At 57.4% G+C, this 19,473-nt stretch carries 15 protein-coding genes and 4 pseudogenes; 8 read left to right on the top strand and 11 right to left on the bottom strand.

What is annotated here, in order from left to right; all coding sequences use genetic code 11:
- Positions 1-56: 56 nt before the first annotated feature.
- From cysK to crr, 5 genes are all read left to right on the top strand, one after another.
- Positions 57-1,028: a cysteine synthase A gene (cysK, locus tag AC6I8M_RS01415; RefSeq protein WP_010617544.1), complete on the top strand. Its 972-nt coding sequence runs from the start codon at positions 57-59 to the stop codon at positions 1,026-1,028.
- Between the two features lie 16 nt (positions 1,029-1,044).
- Positions 1,045-1,239: a hypothetical protein gene (locus AC6I8M_RS01410; RefSeq protein ID WP_010617545.1), complete on the top strand. Its 195-nt coding sequence runs from the start codon at positions 1,045-1,047 to the stop codon at positions 1,237-1,239.
- Positions 1,240-1,417: 178 nt separating this feature from the next.
- Positions 1,418-1,675, top strand: a complete 258-nt coding sequence (gene ptsH / locus AC6I8M_RS01405) for a phosphocarrier protein Hpr (protein WP_007889063.1) — start codon at positions 1,418-1,420, stop codon at positions 1,673-1,675.
- Positions 1,676-1,834: 159 nt separating this feature from the next.
- Entirely contained in the window at positions 1,835-3,562 is a 1,728-nt protein-coding gene (gene ptsI / locus AC6I8M_RS01400) for a phosphoenolpyruvate-protein phosphotransferase PtsI (protein ID WP_010617546.1), read from the top strand.
- A 42-nt stretch (positions 3,563-3,604) separates the two neighbouring features.
- Complete coding sequence (crr, locus tag AC6I8M_RS01395; RefSeq protein ID WP_010617547.1) at positions 3,605-4,108, top strand: PTS glucose transporter subunit IIA; 504 nt, start codon at positions 3,605-3,607, stop codon at positions 4,106-4,108.
- Between the two features lie 245 nt (positions 4,109-4,353).
- Here the strand turns inward: crr and AC6I8M_RS01390 are convergent, their stop codons facing one another.
- The 10 genes and pseudogenes from AC6I8M_RS01390 to AC6I8M_RS01345 all read right to left on the bottom strand — a co-directional run bounded on the left by AC6I8M_RS01390 (position 4,354) and on the right by AC6I8M_RS01345 (position 13,686).
- A complete protein-coding gene (locus AC6I8M_RS01390) occupies positions 4,354-5,697 on the bottom strand; it encodes an ATP-binding protein (RefSeq protein WP_010617548.1) in 1,344 nt (447 codons plus the stop codon).
- Positions 5,694-6,375, bottom strand: a pseudogene (locus AC6I8M_RS01385) (response regulator transcription factor). Before AC6I8M_RS01385 ends, AC6I8M_RS01390 begins: the two are co-directional and overlap by 4 nt.
- Positions 6,376-6,548: 173 nt before the next feature.
- Positions 6,549-7,433: pseudogene (cysM, locus tag AC6I8M_RS01380) on the bottom strand (cysteine synthase CysM).
- Positions 7,434-7,504: 71 nt separating this feature from the next.
- A complete protein-coding gene (cysA, locus tag AC6I8M_RS01375) occupies positions 7,505-8,593 on the bottom strand; it encodes a sulfate/thiosulfate ABC transporter ATP-binding protein CysA (RefSeq protein WP_010617549.1) in 1,089 nt (362 codons plus the stop codon).
- Complete coding sequence (gene cysW, locus AC6I8M_RS01370; protein WP_010617550.1) at positions 8,583-9,455, bottom strand: sulfate/thiosulfate ABC transporter permease CysW; 873 nt, start codon at positions 9,453-9,455, stop codon at positions 8,583-8,585. The genes cysA and cysW overlap by 11 nt, the downstream gene beginning before the upstream one ends.
- Complete coding sequence (cysT, locus tag AC6I8M_RS01365) at positions 9,455-10,288, bottom strand: sulfate/thiosulfate ABC transporter permease CysT (protein WP_010617551.1); 834 nt, start codon at positions 10,286-10,288, stop codon at positions 9,455-9,457. The genes cysW and cysT overlap by 1 nt, the downstream gene beginning before the upstream one ends.
- Complete coding sequence (locus AC6I8M_RS01360; protein ID WP_010617552.1) at positions 10,288-11,304, bottom strand: sulfate ABC transporter substrate-binding protein; 1,017 nt, start codon at positions 11,302-11,304, stop codon at positions 10,288-10,290. Before AC6I8M_RS01360 ends, cysT begins: the two co-directional genes overlap by 1 nt.
- Positions 11,305-11,524: 220 nt before the next feature.
- Positions 11,525-12,427, bottom strand: coding sequence for a Dyp-type peroxidase (locus AC6I8M_RS01355; protein ID WP_010617553.1), 903 nt, complete (start codon positions 12,425-12,427; stop codon positions 11,525-11,527).
- 98 nt (positions 12,428-12,525) lie between these two features.
- Positions 12,526-13,146, bottom strand: a complete 621-nt coding sequence (locus AC6I8M_RS01350) for an RpoE-regulated lipoprotein (RefSeq protein ID WP_010617554.1) — start codon at positions 13,144-13,146, stop codon at positions 12,526-12,528.
- A 113-nt stretch (positions 13,147-13,259) separates the two neighbouring features.
- Positions 13,260-13,686, bottom strand: a pseudogene (locus AC6I8M_RS01345) (GNAT family acetyltransferase).
- A gap of 209 nt (positions 13,687-13,895) precedes the next feature.
- On the opposite strand from AC6I8M_RS01345, the pseudogene amiA reads away from it, so the two are divergent.
- A pseudogene (gene amiA / locus AC6I8M_RS01340) lies at positions 13,896-14,753 on the top strand (N-acetylmuramoyl-L-alanine amidase AmiA).
- Between the two features lie 47 nt (positions 14,754-14,800).
- Positions 14,801-15,721: an oxygen-dependent coproporphyrinogen oxidase gene (gene hemF / locus AC6I8M_RS01335; protein ID WP_058948698.1), complete on the top strand. Its 921-nt coding sequence runs from the start codon at positions 14,801-14,803 to the stop codon at positions 15,719-15,721.
- Between the two features lie 115 nt (positions 15,722-15,836).
- On the opposite strand, the gene maeB is transcribed toward hemF, so the two are convergent.
- A complete protein-coding gene (maeB, locus tag AC6I8M_RS01330) occupies positions 15,837-18,116 on the bottom strand; it encodes an NADP-dependent oxaloacetate-decarboxylating malate dehydrogenase (RefSeq protein ID WP_010617558.1) in 2,280 nt (759 codons plus the stop codon).
- A 351-nt stretch (positions 18,117-18,467) separates the two neighbouring features.
- Between maeB and tal the strand changes: the two genes are divergently transcribed.
- A complete protein-coding gene (tal, locus tag AC6I8M_RS01325) occupies positions 18,468-19,418 on the top strand; it encodes a transaldolase (protein WP_010617559.1) in 951 nt (316 codons plus the stop codon).
- The last annotated feature ends 55 nt before the right edge of the window (positions 19,419-19,473 follow it).

Below are 19,473 nucleotides of genomic sequence, written 5' to 3'. Positions count from 1 at the left end.
GTCAGAACAGGTATGCTCTGAGGGTTCCCAATATTTCATACAGTTAAGGACGGGCTATGAGTAAGATCTATGAAGACAACTCTCTGACAATTGGTCATACGCCGCTGGTTCGACTGAACCGCATCGGTAATAGACGCATTCTGGCGAAGGTCGAGTCGCGTAACCCGAGCTTCAGCGTTAAATGCCGTATCGGTGCCAATATGATTTGGGACGCAGAAAAACGCGGTATTCTGAAACCGGGCGTTGAGCTGGTAGAGCCAACCAGCGGCAACACCGGTATTGCGCTGGCCTGTGTCGCCGCTGCGCGCGGCTACAAGCTGACGCTGACCATGCCTGAGACCATGTCGATTGAACGTCGCAAGCTGCTGAAAGCGCTGGGCGCCAATCTGGTGCTGACCAAAGGGCCAAAAGGCATGAAGGGCGCCATCGCCAAAGCGGAAGAGATTGTTGCCAGCGATCCGGACAAATATGTGCTGCTGCAGCAGTTCAGCAACCCGGCCAACCCGGAAATTCACGAAAAGACTACCGGCCCGGAAATCTGGGAAGACACTGACGGCGCCGTAGACGTCTTCATTGCCGGCGTGGGCACCGGCGGTACGCTGACCGGCGTGAGCCGCTACATCAAAAACACCAAAGGCAAGCAGGATTTGATCACCGTGGCCGTTGAGCCTACGGATTCCCCGGTCATCGCACAGGCGCTGGCGGGCGAAGAGATCAAACCGGGTCCACACAAGATTCAGGGCATCGGTGCCGGTTTTATTCCGGGCAACCTTGACCTGAAACTGATTGACCGCGTGGTAGCCATCACCAATGAAGAAGCGATCAGCACCGCGCGTCAGCTGATGGAAGAGGAAGGCATTCTGGCCGGTATCTCTTCCGGTGCAGCGGTGGCGGCTGCCCTTAAGCTGCAGGAAGATGAAGCCTTCGCCAATAAAAATATCGTGGTGATTCTGCCCTCTTCCGGCGAACGCTATCTCAGTACCGCACTGTTTGCCGATCTGTTCACCGAAAAAGAGCTGCAACAGTAAACGCCAGAGTCTGAAAATGATGAAAAAAGCACCCAAATGGGTGCTTTTTTGTGGCGCAGATCTCACTTTTACCACCGGGCAGATTGATTTTAGTGATGCGGCTCTGGTATTTAAGCAGCCAATTATTTCGGTGCCTGAAATTAATCTGCCTTTGAAGTGGATCAAGCTGAATCGATTTACTGATTTGGTGAAACGGCGAATCACGGAATAATCAGCAGAGTGACGTATTCCAGCAGTTTTGATCCGTCATCGAAAAAATGACTTTTTCATTCAAGCGCATTTTTTGGTCAGCGTGATGCCGTACCAGCGCACCTACACAGGCTAAAGTTACGGCTCCAGGCTAGACTTTAGATCCATAACACCAAACCTGATAAAGTTGGGGAAATAGAATGTTCCAGCAAGAAGTTACCATTACCGCACCTAACGGCCTCCATACCCGTCCTGCAGCTCAGTTCGTGAAAGAAGCGAAGGCTTTCCAGTCTGAAATCACCGTTACCTCTAACGGCAAATCTGCCAGCGCGAAAAGCCTGTTCAAACTGCAGACTCTGGGTCTGACTCAGGGTACGGTTGTTACGCTTTCTGCAGAAGGTGAAGACGAACAGCAGGCGGTTGAGCATCTGGTCAAACTGATGGCTGAACTGGAGTAATTCCGCTCCGGCAAGCCATTAAACCGACTCCTTTGCCCCATTGAGTGCAATTATGTTGATCGCGGACAATCTGTCCGCGTTATTGCTTCCTTAGAGTACTGCTCCGCGACAGTGGCAACGCATTGGGTCAATGAGCCATCGTGATTAAAAGGTAGGGTTATGATTTCAGGCATTTTAGCATCACCGGGTATCGCTTTCGGCAAAGCACTGCTGCTGAAGGAAGACGAGATCGTCATCAGCCGTAAAAAGATTACTGACGACCAGGTTGAGCAGGAAGTTCAGCGCTTCCTCGACGGTCGCAGCAAAGCAGCCGGGCAGCTTGAAGCCATCCGTGTGAAAGCCGGTGAAATCTTCGGTGAAGAGAAAGCGGCGATCTTTGAAGGTCACATCATGCTGCTCGAAGACGAAGAGCTTGAGCAGGAAATCATCGACCTGATTAAAAAAGATCACGTAACCGCTGACGCCGCCGCCCACTCTGTGGTTGAAGGCCAGGCGAAAGCGCTGGAAGAGCTCGACGACGAATATCTGAAAGAGCGCGCGGCTGACGTACGTGACATCGGCAAGCGTCTGCTGCAGAACATTCTGGGTCTGCATATCGTTGACCTGAGCGCCATTGCTGACGGATCCATTCTGGTGGCGAAAGATCTGACGCCATCCGAAACCGCACAGCTGAACCTGAAAAAGGTGCTGGGCTTTATTACCGATCTGGGTGGCCGTACTTCACACACCTTGATCATGGCGCGTTCGCTGGAGCTGCCTGCGATTGTCGGCACCGGCAACGTGACCGCTACCGTGAAAAACGGTGATTTCCTGATTATCGATGGCGTGAACAACAAGATTTACGTCAATCCGACCGACGACGTGCAGGAAGAGCTGAAAGCGATTCAGGCGCAGTATCTGTCTGAGAAGCACGAGCTGGCGAAACTGAAAGATCTGCCAGCGATTACGCTGGACGGCCACCAGGTTGAAGTGTGCGCCAACATCGGTACCCTGCGTGATGTCGCCGGTGCTGAGCGCAACGGCGCAGAAGGTGTGGGTCTGTACCGTACTGAATTCCTGTTCATGGACCGCGATTCGCTGCCAAGCGAAGAAGAGCAGTTCCAGGCTTACAAAGCCGTGGCGGAAGCGATGGGTTCCCAGGCCGTGATCGTGCGCACCATGGACATCGGCGGCGACAAAGATCTGCCGTACATGAACCTGCCAAAAGAAGAGAACCCGTTCCTCGGCTGGCGTGCAATTCGTATCGCCATGGACCGTAAAGAGATTCTGCATGCCCAGCTGCGCGCCATTCTGCGTGCGTCTTCCTTCGGCAAACTGCGCATCATGTTCCCGATGATCATCTCGGTTGAAGAAGTGCGCTTCCTGAAGGCTGAGCTGGAGATGCTGAAGGCACAGCTGCGTGAAGAAGGTAAAGCCTTTGATGAGTCCATTGAAGTGGGCATCATGGTAGAAACCCCGGCTTCAGCAGTGATTGCCCGCCATCTGGCGAAAGAAGTCGACTTCTTTAGTATTGGGACAAATGACCTGACGCAGTATACTCTGGCGGTCGATCGTGGTAATGATTTGATTTCACACCTCTATAACCCAATGACGCCATCTGTACTGGGCCTCATTAAGCAAGTGATCGACGCATCACATGCCGAAGGGAAATGGACAGGCATGTGTGGTGAGCTGGCTGGTGATGAACGTGCTACACTACTGTTACTGGGAATGGGGCTGGACGAATTCAGCATGAATGCCATTTCAATCCCAAGCATCAAGAAGATCATTCGCAATACCAATTTCGAAGATGCGAAGGCACTGGCAGAGCAGGCTCTGGCTCAACCCACAGCGGAAGATTTGATGAACTTGGTGAACAAGTTCATCAAAGAAAAAACGCTCTGCTGATCCACGAGACGCTGGCCCCAAATTACTGCTTAGGAGAAGATCATGGGTTTGTTTTCTAAACTTTTTGGCGATAAATCAGAGAGCGCGTCAGGGACTATCGATATCGTTGCGCCTCTGTCAGGCGAAATCGTGAATATCGAAGACGTACCTGATGTGGTATTCGCAGAGAAAATCGTCGGTGATGGTATCGCCATCAAACCTACTGGCAACAAAATGGTTGCACCAGTGGATGGTACTATCGGCAAGATTTTCGAAACCAACCACGCGTTTTCTATCGAGTCTGATAACGGCATCGAACTGTTCGTGCACTTCGGTATCGACACGGTAGAACTGAAAGGTGAAGGCTTCAAACGCATCGCTGAAGAAGGCCAGAAAGTGAAAAAAGGCGATGTGGTGATCGAGTTCGATCTGCCGCTGCTGGAAGAGAAAGCCAAATCCACGCTGACCCCGGTCGTGATCTCGAATATGGATGAGATCAAAGACTTGGTGAAACTCTCCGGTCAGGTTACCGTGGGCGAAACGCCGGTTATCCGCATCAGGAAGTAAACCGTGCTGATTGCCGTGAAAACGGCACCCAATGGGTGCCGTTTTTGTTTGTTTCATACGTTGATGAATGATTTGCAGGCGAGCGCTTCTGGCAAAGCGCACCGTGCCTGTTTGAGGGCAGGACGACCGGGCAGAGGAGCAAAGCGTCCCGCGTCATGGATGGCGCGGGCCGTGGCCTAGGGACGGTTTATGCCGTCTTTGCGATCTGTCCGGTCGTCCTGACCGCCTGCGCCTGGCGTGATTATTTACGCCTGCTTCCAGCGCGGCAGCCGCAGCGTCACTTCCAGCCCGCCTTCCGGACGGTTCACCGCCTGAACTTCGCCGTGATGTGCCAGAACCACTTTGCGCACGATCGACAGCCCCAGCCCGTAGCCTTTGCCCATCAGCGGTGAATTCACCTGAACGAAAGGATCGAAGATACTCGACAGCTTCTCATCATCCACGCCTGGCCCCTGATCGCGCACGCGTATCGCCTGCAACTGCACGCTGATATGCTGCCCCTGATGAGAGAAACGCAGCGCGTTGCGCAGCACATTCTCCACGCCGCGGCGGATCAGCTCAGCATTACCGCGCACGGTGTAATCCGCGTTCTCATCCACCAGAAAATCCACCTTTACACCGGGGATCTGTGCTTCGTAGCGCACATCGGTTACCACCGCATGCAGCAGGCCGGTCAGGTCAAAATACTGCTCGCCAGGCATGCTCTCATGCTCAGCGCGCGATAGCGTCAGCAGTTCACCGATCATCTTATCCAGACGGCGCGCCTCCTCGTCGATGCGATTTAGTGAGGACGCTACCGACTCCGGCGTCTGGCGCGCCAGACCGGTGGCTAACTGCAGGCGCGCCAGCGGGGAGCGCAACTCGTGGGAGATATCATGCAGCAACTCCTCACGCGCTTTCACCAGCGTATCCAGCCGCTCCACCATCGCATCAAAATCCTGGGCCACAATCGACAGCTCATCATGGCGGCGGCGCATCACCGGATAAAGTCGCACCGACAAATCACTGCGCGATACGCGGGCAAACCCCTCCCGCAGCTGACGCATTGGCCGTGTCAGGTTCCACGCCAGCAGCAGACTGAACAGCAGCCCCAGCGCGCCGGCAAAGGTAAACATCGACTCGGGGATATTCAGAATACGACGTGGGCCTCCGCCGCCCATTGAACTGTCTTCACGCAGCCCTTTTACGTTATAGCGCAGTTCGTACTCTTTACCGTCAGCGCCCTTCACCCAGCGCACAATAACCTGCGGAAACGGCCCGTGAAACGGCTGATTAAAGGTCTCCGGAGGCGCATTGTCCGGCGTAGTGGCCGGTCTGGCGTGCTGAATCACCGAGAAAAACTGGCGATCGTTTGGCTCCCAGTAGGCCATCATATCGTCGAGCGAGCTGGGGCCACCGCGCTCCAGTACCGATACCGCCGAAGCCATTTGCAGATTGACGATACGGCGCACCGCCACAATCTCCGGCGGCTCATGATGGTTTCCTGACAAGGTAAAGCCCAGCCACAGCAGCTGGCTGATAATCACAAACACAATCCAGAAGCCCGGCAGGATCTTCCAGAACATGCGGTCACGATAGCTGTGTTTCATCGAATGCGATAACCAATGCTGCGCACGGTTTCAATATTCACGCTGTCTGCGGTCAGCGCAGCCAGCTTCTGGCGGATATTGCTGATGTGCACATCCACGCTGCGATCGTAAGCTTCACGCGGGCGGCCCAGCCCCTTCTCCGACAGTTCATCTTTGGACACCACGCGGTCCGGTGCGCGCAGCAGCAGATCCAGCAGATTTAACTCAGAGGCGGTGAGATCAAAAGCTTTGCCCTGCCACTCCGTAATACGCGTGGCCGGGTTCAGGCTGAGATCGCCCCAGCGCAGGACCTCCTTCTTGTCCGGCACCGGTGCCTGATCTTCGAAGCGACGCAGCACCGCGCGCAGACGCGCCACCAGTTCGCGCGGATAGCAGGGTTTGGGAACATAGTCGTCCGCCCCCATTTCAAGACCGATAACGCGATCGATATTGTCGCCCTTCGCCGTCAGCATAATCACCGGCAGGCGGCTGTTCTGCCGCACCTGACGCAGCACATCAATACCGCTCATATCCGGCAGCATGATGTCGAGAATCATCGCTGGTGTAGTGTCCGGATAACGCCCCTTCAATCCCGGCGCTGCCGGTCAGCACCAGCTGGGTTTCAAAACCTTCGGCAATCAGGTACTGGCTCAGCATGGTGCCAAGTTCAACATCGTCATCAACAAGCAGGATTTTCATCTTTTTCTCTCGTACAAAATTGCCGCTATTTTGTCCTGAGTGCCGAGGGAAAGCAGCCGGTTTTACGCGGTCCTTACAGTGACCGCGTCAGAACATGCTTAGGGAGACTATAGCCAAAAATGGCCCGTACGCCGCGTCACAGGGCGCACGAAGCCAGAAACAGGCGGGGGGAACTAGCGGTGAAAAACGCCGGTGGAGAGATAGCGATCGCCGCGATCGCAGACAATGGCGACAACCACACTGCCCGGCTGCGCTGTCGCGATGCGCAATACGCCAGCCACTGCCCCACCTGAACTGACGCCGCAGAAAATGCCTTCGCGCTGCGCCTGCGCGCGCATGGTCTCCTCCGCCTCCTGCTGCGCCATATCTATCACTTCATCCACCAGCTCCGGGCGAAAAATCCCCGGCAGGTAGGCAGCCGGCCAGCGACGAATACCAAGAATACTGCTGCCCTCCTGCGGCTGCAAACCAATCACTTTCACCGCCGAGGCAAACTCTTTCAGATAGCGCCCGACGCCGCTGATGGTGCCGGTGGTGCCCATACTGGAGAAAAAATGCGTCATACGACCGTGGCTTTGCTGCCAGATCTCCGGACCGGTGGTGAGATAATGACCGAGTGGGTTGTCGGGATTATTAAACTGATCCAGTACCTTACCTTCGCCGCGCTGTGCCATGGCCTGCGCCAGATCGCGCGCGCCCTCCATGCCCTGCTCGCGTGTCACCAAAACCAGCTCAGCCCCGTAGGCGCGCATCGCATCCTGACGCTCCTGACTCATGTTCTCCGGCATCAGCAGGCGTAACCGGTAGCCTTTCAGCGCGGCAATCATCGCCAGCGCAATGCCGGTATTGCCGCTGGTGGCCTCAATCAGTGTGTCGCCGGGCTGGATTTCACCCCGCAACTCAGCCTAGTGGATCATCGACCAGGCCGCGCGATCTTTCACCGAACCTGCCGGATTGTTGCCTTCCAGCTTGAGCCAGATTTCGCTGCCGTTATCCGGCGTCAGGCGCTGCAACTTAATCAGCGGCGTATTGCTGATGGTGTTTTCCAGAGTGGTCACGGTGTCATTCCAGCCGAAAGGAGCACAAATAAATCGGGCGGGAAAATCCCGCCGAAGGAGTGACAAAAATATCAGGCGCTTTCGGCAAAGGCAACCGGGCGCAGCGGCGTGGTGCCTTGGTAGATACGTGCCTGTTGCAGACCAACAAACAGCCGTTCGCCGTGGATCGGCGCCGTCTGTTCACCGGCAAACACCACCGAGATTGGCTCGCTTTGCCAGCCGACGGGCTGAACCACCAGCTGCCAGAAGTGGCCACGCGGACTGATCTCCAGCACCTGCACCGGCAACGGCGTCTCTAGGCTACTCTGGCGTGACACGTCCACTTCCCACGGACGCAGGAACAACTCCACGTCGCCCTGATGCGCTGGCGTATAGCCCAGCGGCCAGCGATGCGCGCCCACATGGAACTGCGAGCCGTGCACTTCGCCGCCAAAGCGGTTCACTTCGCCGAGGAACTCCAGCACGAAGCGGGTCGCGGGTTCGCGCCACACGTCATCCGGTGCGCCCACCTGCTCAATATTGCCCTGACTCATTACCACCACGCTGTCCGCCACTTCCATCGCTTCTTCCTGGTCGTGGGTCACAAACACGCTGGTAAATTTCAGCTCTTCATGCAGTTGACGCAGCCAGCGGCGCAGCTCTTTACGCACCTGGGCATCCAGCGCGCCAAACGGTTCATCCAGCAGCAGAATCTGCGGCTCAACGGCCAGCGCACGCGCCAGCGCCACGCGCTGTTTCTGCCCACCGGAGAGCTGTGCCGGGTAGCGGTTGGCCAGATGTGCCAGCTGCACCATCTCCAGCAGACGGGTAACGCGCTGCTTAATTTCGGCGCTGTTCGGACGCTCGCGGCGCGGCAGCACCGTCAGACCAAAGGCAATGTTGTCGAGCACCGTCATATGGCGGAACAGCGCATAGTGCTGAAACACAAAGCCGACCTGACGATCGCGTGCGTGCGTGCGGCTGACGTCTTTGCCATGAAAATGGATCTGACCGCTGTTCTGATGCTCCAGCCCGGCGATAATGCGCAGCAGCGTGGTTTTACCTGAACCGGACGGTCCGAGCAGCGCCACCATCTTGCCGGAAGGAATATCCAGAGAGATATCGTTCAGCACCGGCGTACGGCCAAATGCTTTATTAATGTGTTTAATCTCAATGCTCATGATTTTCCTCCTGTTGGCGCTTCTGCTGATGCTCTAATCGCCACTGCACCACGCTTTTCAGAAACAGCGTTACAATTGCCATCAGGGTCAGCAGCGCGGCGGCGGTAAAAGCGCCCACGGTGTTGTAATCCTGATGCAGTAATTCAACCTGTAAAGGTAAGGTATAGGTTTCGCCGCGAATGGAGCCGGACACTACCGATACCGCACCAAATTCGCCGATGGCGCGCGCGTTGGTCAGCACCACGCCGTACAGCAGCGCCCAGCGGATGTTTGGCAGCGTTACGCGGCGGAACATCTGCCAGCCAGACGCGCCCAGCAGCACGGCGACTTCATCTTCGTGGCTGCCCTGGCTCAGCATCACCGGCACCAGCTCGCGCACCACAAACGGACAGGTGACGAAAATCGTCGCCAGCACCATACCCGGCCAGGCAAACATCACCTGGATGTTGTGCGCATCAAGCCAGCCGCCAGCCGGGCCGTTCACACCCCAGAACAACAGATACATCAGACCGGCCACCACCGGCGACACGGCAAACGGAATATCGAACAGCGTTAGCAGCAGCTGGCGACCGTGGAAAGTGAAGCGCGTCACCAGCCAAGCCAGCAGCGTGCCGAACACCAGGTTAACCGGCACGGTAATCAGCGCCACCAGCACCGTCAGCCAGATAGCATGCAGCATGTCACCATCCTGCAAGTTGCTAAAGGCCTTGCCGATGCCCTGCCCCAGCGCCTCCCAGAAGATGGAGACCATCGGCACCACCAGCAGCCCAATCGATACCAGCACGCCAATGCCGATCAGCAGCCATTTGCCCCAGTTCACCGGCTGACGCTCGGCATGATTGATCTGTGAAATCTCAGCCATCAGTGACCTCCCAGACGGCGCCCAAAGCGGCTCTGCAGGGTGTTAATCGCAAACAGCAGCAGCAACGACGCCGCGAGGATCACCGAAGCGATGGCGCTGGCGGCCGGATAATCAAACTCCTGCAGGCGAACAAAAATCATCAGCGAGGTCACTTCGGTTTTCCAGGCGATGTTGCCAGCGATAAAGATCACCGCGCCAAATTCACCGAGGCTGCGGGTAAACGACAGCGCGGTCCCGGCCAGCAGCGCCGGCGCGACTTCCGGCAGCACCACGCGCCGGAAACTTTGCCACGGCGTGGCGCCGAGGGTTTCTGCCGCTTCCTCATACTCCGGGCCTAACTCTTCCAGCACTGGCTGCACGGTACGCACCACAAACGGAATGCTGGTGAAAGCCATCGCCACGGCGATACCGAGCCAGGTGTAAGACACTTTGATATCAAAATGTGCCAGCCACTGACCGTACCAGCCGTTGACCGAAAACAGCCCGGCCAGCGTCAGGCCGGCGACCGCCGTCGGCAGCGCAAACGGCAGGTCCATCAGGCCATCCAGCAGTGTATGGCCGGGAAAGCGATAGCGGGTCAGGATCCACGCCATCAGCATGCCAAACACTGCGTTAAACAACGAGGCCACGCCCGCTGACAGCAGCGTGACTTTATACGCCGCCACCAGCTGCGGATTGCTGATCACCTGCCAGTACTGCGCCAGCGTCATCTGCGACAGCTGCATGAGCAGCGCGCTGATCGGCAGCAGCAGAATCAGGCAGGTAAACAGCAGGCTGGTGCCGAGAATGAGACCAAATCCGGGCAGAACGCGTTTCTGTGCAGAAGCCAACATCAGCCGCGCCCCGCTGCCAGTAATTTATCCAGCTCACCGCCGCTGGCGAAGTGGGTTTTCATCACCTGCGGCCAGCCGCCAAACGCATCATTGACGTTAAACAGCGCAGTCTGTGGGAAGCGATCTTTCTGCTCCGCCATCAGCTGCGGGTTATTAACGCGATAGTAAAAGCTGGTGATGATTTTCTGTGCCTGCGGCGTATAGAGGTAGTTAAGATAGGCTTTCGCCGCTTCCGCCGTCCCGTTATGTTCGACGTTCTTATCGACCCACGCGACCGGGAATTCAGCGAGAATGTTGGTTTTCGGCACAATCACTTCGTATTGGTCTTTACCGTACTGGTTACGGATATTGTTCACTTCCGATTCAAAGCTGATCAGCACATCCCCCAAGCCGCGCTCGGCAAAGGTGGTGGTGGCGCCACGGCCGCCAGTATCAAACACTTCAACGTTTTTCAGGAACTTCGTCATAAACGCTTCGGTTTTGGCTTTATCTTTGCCGTCCGCCTGATCGGCGGCGCCCCACGCGGCCAGATAGGTGTAACGGCCGTTACCGGAGGTTTTCGGATTCGGGAAAATCAGCTTCACGTTATCGCTCGCCAGATCGGCCCAATCGTGAATCTGCTTTGGATTCCCCTTGCGCACCAGGAACGCCATGGTGGAGTAGAACGGTGAGCTGCTGTTGGGCAGACGACTCTGCCAGTCGGCCGGGATCAGGTTACCTTTGTCGTGCAGCATCTGTACATCGGTCACCTGATTATAGGTCACGACATCGGCACGCAGCCCCTGCAGAATGGCCAGCGCCTGTTTTGAGGATCCGGCATGTGACTGTTTAATGGTCAGCTTGTCGTCAGGGTGCGCCGCGTCCCACTGCTGTTCAAACGGCGCATTCAGGGCAACAAACAGTTCACGCGACACATCGTAAGAGCTGTTAAGCAGCTCTGTTGCCTGTGCCGCGCCCGCTAAACTCAGCGACAGCGCTATACCGCCAAGCCATTTTTTCGAAACCGAACGTGTCATGCTGCACCCTGAGAAATGGAGTTCGAGCCTATGCCATTAGATGCTGTCAGTGTATTTATAACTCTGGCGAAAGCTGTAACGGTTTTATATATCTTTTAGGGATTTTAAAGTCTAAAAAGACATAAGCCAGCGGCAGAGTTTATGTGCAGGGCAGGATTAAAAATTTTGCGTTAACCGGGGATGAGGTGCGCACGGCGGCGCACCGGTAAAACGCTGTGGATTAACGTGACAGCGCCTGCAGTGCCGTCAGCGAAGGGGCAAAGAAATAGCTACCGCTCACCGGTTTGGTGAACCGTAACATGGCATCCATCTTGCCGTCGCGCTCGCCAAACATGCTCAGCAGCTGCTGCTCGATGTTATACAGGCGATGACAGTACGCGATAAAATAGAGACCGTAGCGACCGCTGGCGGTGCCGTACGGCAGGCTCTGGCGCAGAATCTTCAGGCCTTTGCCCTCTTCTTTCAAATCCACGCGGCTCAGGTGTGACGTTGCCGGCCGCTGATCGCCCGGCAGCTCTTCATTGTCCTGTTTGGTGCGGCCAATAATCGCTTCCTGCTTATCAATCGCCAGCCGGTTGAACTGCGGCAGGTTGTGCTCCCAGCGCTGGGTTAACGCATAGCTGCCGCCGGCATCCGGGCCGTCAGCAATGATCGCCACCTGCTGGCGCGCCTCGCCCTGCGGGTTTTCGGTGCCATCAACAAAACCGGAAAGATCGCGATCCTCGACCCAGCGGAAACCGTGCGTCTCTTCTTCAATGGCGACCGCGCCGGCAAACGCCGTGAGCGCCGCCTGCGCCAGCGAAAAGTTCACGTCGTGACGCAGCGACTGAATATGGATCAACAGATCGCGCTGGGTCGCCGGTGCCGCACCTTTGCCAAGCGGCGTGAAAGCTTTGAGTTCGGGAGCTGAGTCGGTGCCCTGCAGATCGCGCCACAGCGCATCGCCAAAGGCGATGACCGCGCCGAGACCGGCGTCCGGGAATTGCTGCTGTAGCGCAGCCAGCTGCTGCAGAAAGGCGTGGCAACCCTGACGCAGCGCAGCGAGGTCGCCTGTGGCGCGGGCTTCCAGCCAAATGGCGAAACGGCGGTGCTCCAGCAGGATCCCGCTCTGAAACTGAGACATGACAATGCTCTCCGGCATAAAAGTTAACGGCGTTTTTTCGCCGGTATCATACCGGAAAGCCCTGCGCAGAAGATGCGTTAACGCAAATTTTTTGCCAGTTAACGCTGCCAGACGATCTTACTGATTTTCCAGCTTTTTAACGTATCATCTGACGGCATTAACCCGGCCGGACCGTGCCACTCGCCGCTGTAGATATAGGCGATATGCTGACTACCCGGCGCGCGGCACTCAACATCGCGCACATCCAGCCCGGCAACCATTTTGCAGTTATCAAAGGCTTTGCTGAATTTGTCACTGAATGCATCACCGATTTTACTGCCGTCGGCGCTGCGCGCCTCGCTATCGAGCACTTCAATGCGCTCGACGCTGCGCTGGCCATTTATCACCAGCTTGACCTTACCGTCATCCAGCGCCTGCCAGAAATCCACTACCTGCCCGTTCTGCGTGCGCATGCCCTGACGCAGCCGGTAATCATTGTTCAGCGCGGCGCTAATGGCGGACTCCGACATTGCCGTGTTGCTGTTCAGCCCGGCGACGCCCTGCTCGGTGACAGTGAGCGAACTGCCAAACCAGCTGAACGGATTGAGCGCCGACCAGTGATAGCTGAGCGGATTGTACCAGTGACTTTCGCTGGTGCTGGCAGGGGAAGAGGAACCGGAACTGGCGCAACCGGCCAGCACCAGGGCGCTGACCAGCAGGGCGGGACGAACAACTTTCATGCAAACTCCTTTCTTTTGTGCCGACTGGCGTGCCTGTTGGAGTCGCAAACCGGCAAAAAGTTTATTCGCTGTGCTGCATGGCGGGCAGAAACCCGGCCGCGCGACGCGTGGAATCAGTATTCGCGGTCTTCAATCAGGCGTTTGCCCAGCAGCAGCGAGTCGACCGGCTCGTAATCCAGCTTCTCGTAAAAAGCCACCACCTGATCGTTCTCTTCGCGCACCATCAGATGGATTTTCGGGCAGCCGCGCGCAATCAGCTTTTTCTCCAGCCGGTTCATCAGCGCATTGGCAAATCCCCGGCCCTGATAATCAGGATGCACCGCCAGGATAGTAGGCGGAGCCGCGATGGCCGTCGTAGCCGCCCATCAGCGTGCCCACGACCTCGCCGCCCACCTCAGCCACCAGAAACAGCTCCGGGTCATGGTTCATTTTGCGTTCGATGTCGAGTTCCGGATCGTTCCACGGCCGTAACAGATCGCAACGCTCCCAGAGCGTAATGACTTCTTCAAAATCTTCCTGGCGGAAGGAACGGATTTCCATCGGCGTTACCCTGCAATGAGGCACCATTCGCTGATTATCACGCATTCTTTGCCAGGCGCAACCCTCGCAGGGCGCAACGGCTGAAAAAAACGGCTAAATAGCGATTCGCGGCCTGAAATACAAAGTAATGTCCTGAAATGGTTCGGCAGTCGCCGCCGGACGGCGCTTAGGCTATAACACGGGGCAGGTTTACTCTCAGGGACATGTTAATGAACAAGATTTCACTGCTGCGGCGCCTGACCAATCGCCGCCAGCTGATCCTTTCCGGCCTGGCGCTGGCGGTGCTGTCGCCGCGCGCGGTCCAGGCGCAGGAAACGCGCGCGGCAGTGCCCGTCAGCGCACGCCATACACCGCCCAAACCGGCCACCAGCGGCAAGCGCATTGTGATGATCGATCCCGGTCACGGCGGCATAGATTCTGGCGCGGTGGGTCAGGAAGGCTCAGAAGAGAAGCACATCGTACTGGAGATCGCCAATACCGTGCGTACGCTGCTGCAGAACCACCCGAAGGTGGAAGTGCGGTTGACGCGCGACAGCGACCACTTTATTCCGCTCTACCAGCGCGTGGAGATTGCGCATTAGCACGGGGCCAACCTGTTTATGTCGATTCACGCCGACGGCTACACCAGCCCGGAAGCTAACGGTGCATCGGTGTTTGCCCTCTCCAATCGTGGCGCCAGCAGCGCCATGGCGCGCTATATGTCGCAGCGCGAAAACGACGTCGATAACGTGGGCGGCGCGGCGGTGCAGGAAAAAGATAATTACCTTAACCAGATCCTGTTCGACCTGGTGCAGACCGATACCATTCGCAACAGCCTGACGCTGGGTAAACACGTGCTGGACCAGATTCGCCCGGTGCACCACCTGCACAGCCAGCACACCGAGCAGGCGGCGTTCGCGGTGCTAAAATCCCCGTCCATTCCGTCGGTGCTGGTGGAAACCTCGTTTATCACCAACCCGCGTGAAGAACAGCTGTTGGGCACCACGGCGTTTCGCCAGAAAATTGCCCGGGCGATTGCTGACGGTATCGTCAATTACTTTGATAAGTACGATCGTCGCAAAGCCTGATAGCGTTTTGTGCTAGAATCGCGGCAAATTTTTGCAATGAGTGAGCCATGAGCAATCCCGATATTTCGCGTGTCAAAGCCTATCTGCTGGCGCTGCAGGATGACATTTGCGCCGGTCTGGCGGCGGAAGACGGCAGCGCCAGCTTTGCCGGAGACACTTGGCAACGCCCCGGCGGCGGCGGCGGACGCAGCCGCGTGCTGCGGAATGGCAAGGTGTTCGAGCAGGCTGGAGTTAATTTCTCCCATGTGTATGGCGAGCAGATGCCCGCGTCAGCCACCGCGCAACGCCCGGAGCTGGCGGGCCGCAGCTTCAAAGCGATGGGCGTGTCGCTGGTGGTACACCCGGAAAATCCGTATGTGCCAACCAGCCACGCCAACGTGCGCTTTTTCATTGCCGAAAAGCCGGGCGCCGATCCGGTCTGGTGGTTTGGTGGCGGTTTCGATCTCACCCCTTACTACGGTTTCACAGAGGATGCCCGGCACTGGCATCAGACCGCGTTCGATCTGTGCCAGCCGTTTGGCGACGACGTCTATGCGCGCTACAAAAAGTGGTGTGACGACTACTTCTACCTGAAACACCGCAACGAGCAGCGCGGCATTGGCGGACTGTTTTTTGATGATTTGAATACGCCGGATTTTGACCACTGCTTTGATTTCATGCAGGCGGTCGGCAACGGCTTCATGCAGGCCTATCAGCCAATTGTGGCAAAGCGTAAACCGGTGGCTTGGAGCGAACGCGAGCGTCAGTTCCAGCTATATCGCCGTGGCCGCTACGTTGAGTTTAATCTGGTGTGGGATCGCGGCACGCTGTTCGGTCTGCAGACCGGCGGTCGCACCGAATCCATTCTGATGTCGATGCCGCCGCTGGTGCGCTGGGAATATGATTATCAACCCGCCGACGATTCCCCGGAAGCCGCGCTGACCCGCGATTACCTGCCGGTGCAGGATTGGCTGGGGCTGGAAAAATAAGCCAGGTGCGCATTCATGCGCACCCTGCAGAATAACCCGATAAAACGCGCCCCCGTAGGGTCGCCCTTCAGGGCGACCGGGTAAAATGCGCTCAACCATTGGGCCGACCTGCCGGTCACAACGGCTCGGTCTGCGCTTCCACCACCGCCAGCGCCACCATGTTAACAATGCGCCGCACCGAGGCGATACGCGTCAGCACATGCACCGGCTTGCGGATGCCCATCAGCACCGGCCCCACCGTCACCCCTTCCGAACAGGATACGCGCAGCAGGTTGTAGCTGATGCGTGCGGCCTCAACGTTCGGCATGATCAGCAGATTGGCTGTGCCTTTCAACGGGCTGTCCGGCATCAGCTCGCGACGAATACTCTCCACCAGCGCTGCATCGCCGTGCATCTCGCCGTCAATCTCCAATTCCGGCGCACGCTGCTGAATCAGCGCCAGCGCCTCGCGCATCTTCCGCGCGCCGGGTGCGTTCGAAGTGCCGAAACTGGAGTGCGACAGCAGCGCCACGCGCGGCTCGATGCCGAAACGCCGCACGGTTTCTGCCGCCAGCAGCGTGATATCCGCCAGCTGCTCAGCGCTGGGATCCTCATTAACATCGGTATCGGCAATAAACGTGTTGCCGCTCGGCAGCAGCAGCGCGTTCATCGCCCCGGCGACCTTGACGTCATCGCGGAAGCCAAACACCTTCTCCACCACGTCGTAATGTTCACGGTAGTCGCCGATGGTACCGCAAATCATCGCGTCCGCTTCGCCGCGATGCACCATGATGGCGCCGATCAGCGTGGGATTGCCAATCACCGCGCGCTGGGCGGTTTCCGGCGTAACGCCGCGCCGCTTCATCAGCTGATAATATTCATTCCAGTACTCCTTAAAGCGCGGGTCGGACTCGTTGTTCACGATCTCAAAATCATGCCCGGCCTCGATTTTCAGCCCCTGCTTCTGCAAACGCATGGCAATCACGTTGGGACGACCAATCAGGATCGGCTTCGCCAGCCCGAGCGACACCAGCTCCTGAGTGGCGTGCAGCACCCGCACCTCTTCGCCTTCCGCCAGTACCACGCGCTGCGGCGCTTTGCGCGCCTGCGAGAAGATCGGCTTCATGAACAGATTGGTTTTATATACGAACTCGGTGAGCTGCTCGCGGTAGGCGTCAAAGTCAGCAATCGGCCGCGTCGCCACGCCGGAATCCATCGCCGCTCTGGCGACGGCCGGGGCTATCTGCACAATCAAACGCGGATCGAACGGTTTGGGAATCAGGTATTCCGGGCCAAAGCTCAGATCCTGATCGTCGTAAGCAGACGCCACCACGTCGCTCTGTTCCGCCTGTGCCAAGGCGGCAATCGCATGCACCGCCGCCAGCTTCATCTCTTCGTTGATGGCGGTGGCACCGACGTCCAGCGCGCCGCGGAAGATGAACGGGAAGCACAGCACGTTATTCACCTGATTAGGGAAATCCGAGCGCCCGGTACAGATAATCGCATCCGGTCGTACCTGCTTCGCCAGCGGCGGCATGATCTCCGGCTCCGGATTGGCCAGCGCCAGAATCAGCGGATTCGGCGCCATCTTCTGCACCATCTCTGGCGTCAGCGCTTTCGGACCGGAGCAGCCGAGGAAAATATCCGCGCCGCCAATCACCTGATCCAGCGTACGTGCACCGTTGTCTTCCACGGCATAGGCGGCTTTGGTCGGCGTCATGTCCGCTTCGCGATCGCGGTAAATCACCCCTTTTGAATCACACACCACGATATTTTTCTGCTGCATGCCAAGCGCCACCAGCAGGTTGAGGCAGGCAATTGCTGACGCGCCGGCGCCCGACACCACCAGCCGCACGTCGGCAATCGCCTTATTCACGATGGTTAGGCCGTTAAGCACTGCCGCGGTACAGATGATGGCGGTGCCGTGCTGATCGTCATGAAACACCGGAATCTGCATGCGCTGCCGCAGCTGCTGCTCAATGTAAAAACACTCCGGCGCTTTGATGTCCTCCAGGTTGATGCCGCCGAACGTCGGCTCCAGCGCGGCGATCACCTCAATCAGCTTGTCCGGGTCGTGCTCATCAATTTCGATGTCGAACACATCAATGCCGGCAAACTTTTTGAACAGCACGCCCTTGCCTTCCATCACTGGCTTGCCGGCCAGCGCGCCGATATTGCCGAGCCCCAGCACCGCCGTGCCGTTGGAGATCACCGCCACCAGATTGCCGCGCGCGGTGTATTTGTGCGCTGCCAGCGGGTCGGCCGCAATTTCCAGACAGGGTGCCGCCACACCGGGTGAATAGGTCAGTGCCAGATCGCGCTGCGTCGCCAGCGGCTTAGTGGGTGACACCTGAATTTTTCCGGGGGTGGGATATTGGTGAAAATCGAGCGCGCTTTGCTTGAGTTGATCGTCCATCAGACATCCTTTTGCACGGCTGAAAGCCCTCAGTATAAGAACGCACGGCGCAAAAGAGGGTGAAGGCGGTCAAAGAACGCACAGTCGCCAAGGCACGGATTGCCACGGCTTCGCCTGCGGCTTTGGGACAGCCTGCTATGCTTAAGGGTGGCAAAACGCTGAGCTGAACCGATCAGGCAGGCCTGACAATCAGAAACGCGCCCCGACGTCACAATCAGAGAAAACGCATTTTCTTCATCCGGCGTCTGTTGCACTGTGTGGAACCTCCCTTCCCCGATAAGGGCGCACCTAAGACGATGACTGCCCGGGTGCCTGTTTTACCCACATTATTGCTAATCAAGGAGTTAAGCGATGAACCAGCTAGATGCATTAAAACAGTTCACCACCGTGGTGGCGGACAGCGGCGATATCGAATCCATTCGCCATTACCATCCGGAAGACGCCACCACCAACCCATCCCTGATCCTCAAAGCTGCCGGCCTCGACGCTTACAAACACCTGATTGATGACGCCATTGAGTACGCGAAAAAACAGGGCGGCAGCAAAGAGACGCAAATCATCAACGCCAGCGATAAAGTGGCGATCAACCTCGGTATGGAAATCCTGAAAAGCGTACCGGGCCGTGTTTCGACCGAAGTGGATGCGCGCCTCTCTTTCGATCGTGGCATGTGTGTGACCAAAGCGGAGAAACTGGTCCGCCTGTATGAAGAGAACGGCATCGACCGCTCACGTATTCTGATCAAACTGGCGTCCACCTGGGAAGGCATCAAAGCCGCGGAAGAGCTGGAGAAGAACGGCATCAATTGTAACCTGACGCTGCTGTTCTCCTTCGCCCAAGCGCGCGCCTGTGCCGAAGCCGGCGTGTTCCTGATTTCGCCGTTTGTCGGCCGAATCTACGACTGGTACAACACGCGCAAACCGCTCGACCCGTATGTGGTCGACGAAGATCCGGGCGTTAAATCGGTGCGTCGTATTTACTACTACTACAAAAAGCACCGTTACAACACCGTCATCATGGGTGCCAGCTTCCGTAAAGTGGAGCAGATTGTGGCGCTGGCTGGCTGCGATCGCCTGACCATCTCCCCGAACCTGCTGGAAGAGCTGGCCAACAGCGAAGCGCCGGTAGAGCGCAAACTGGAACCCTCAACCGAGGGCTTCCACCAGCCGGCACCGCTCTCCGAAGCGGAGTTCCGCTGGGAGCATAACCAGGATGCGATGGCCGTGGAGAAACTGTCCGACGGTATCCGCCAGTTTGCCGTCGACCAGCAGAAGCTGGAAGACGTGCTGGCCGCCTGCCTGTAATCCTGAACTCACCTTCTGCCGGACGGGTCGCGGCCCGTCCGCTTTTGCCCAATCA

This window comes from Type-A symbiont of Plautia stali (genome assembly GCF_059731155.1).
This window is presented reverse-complemented; position numbering and strand designations above follow the sequence as displayed.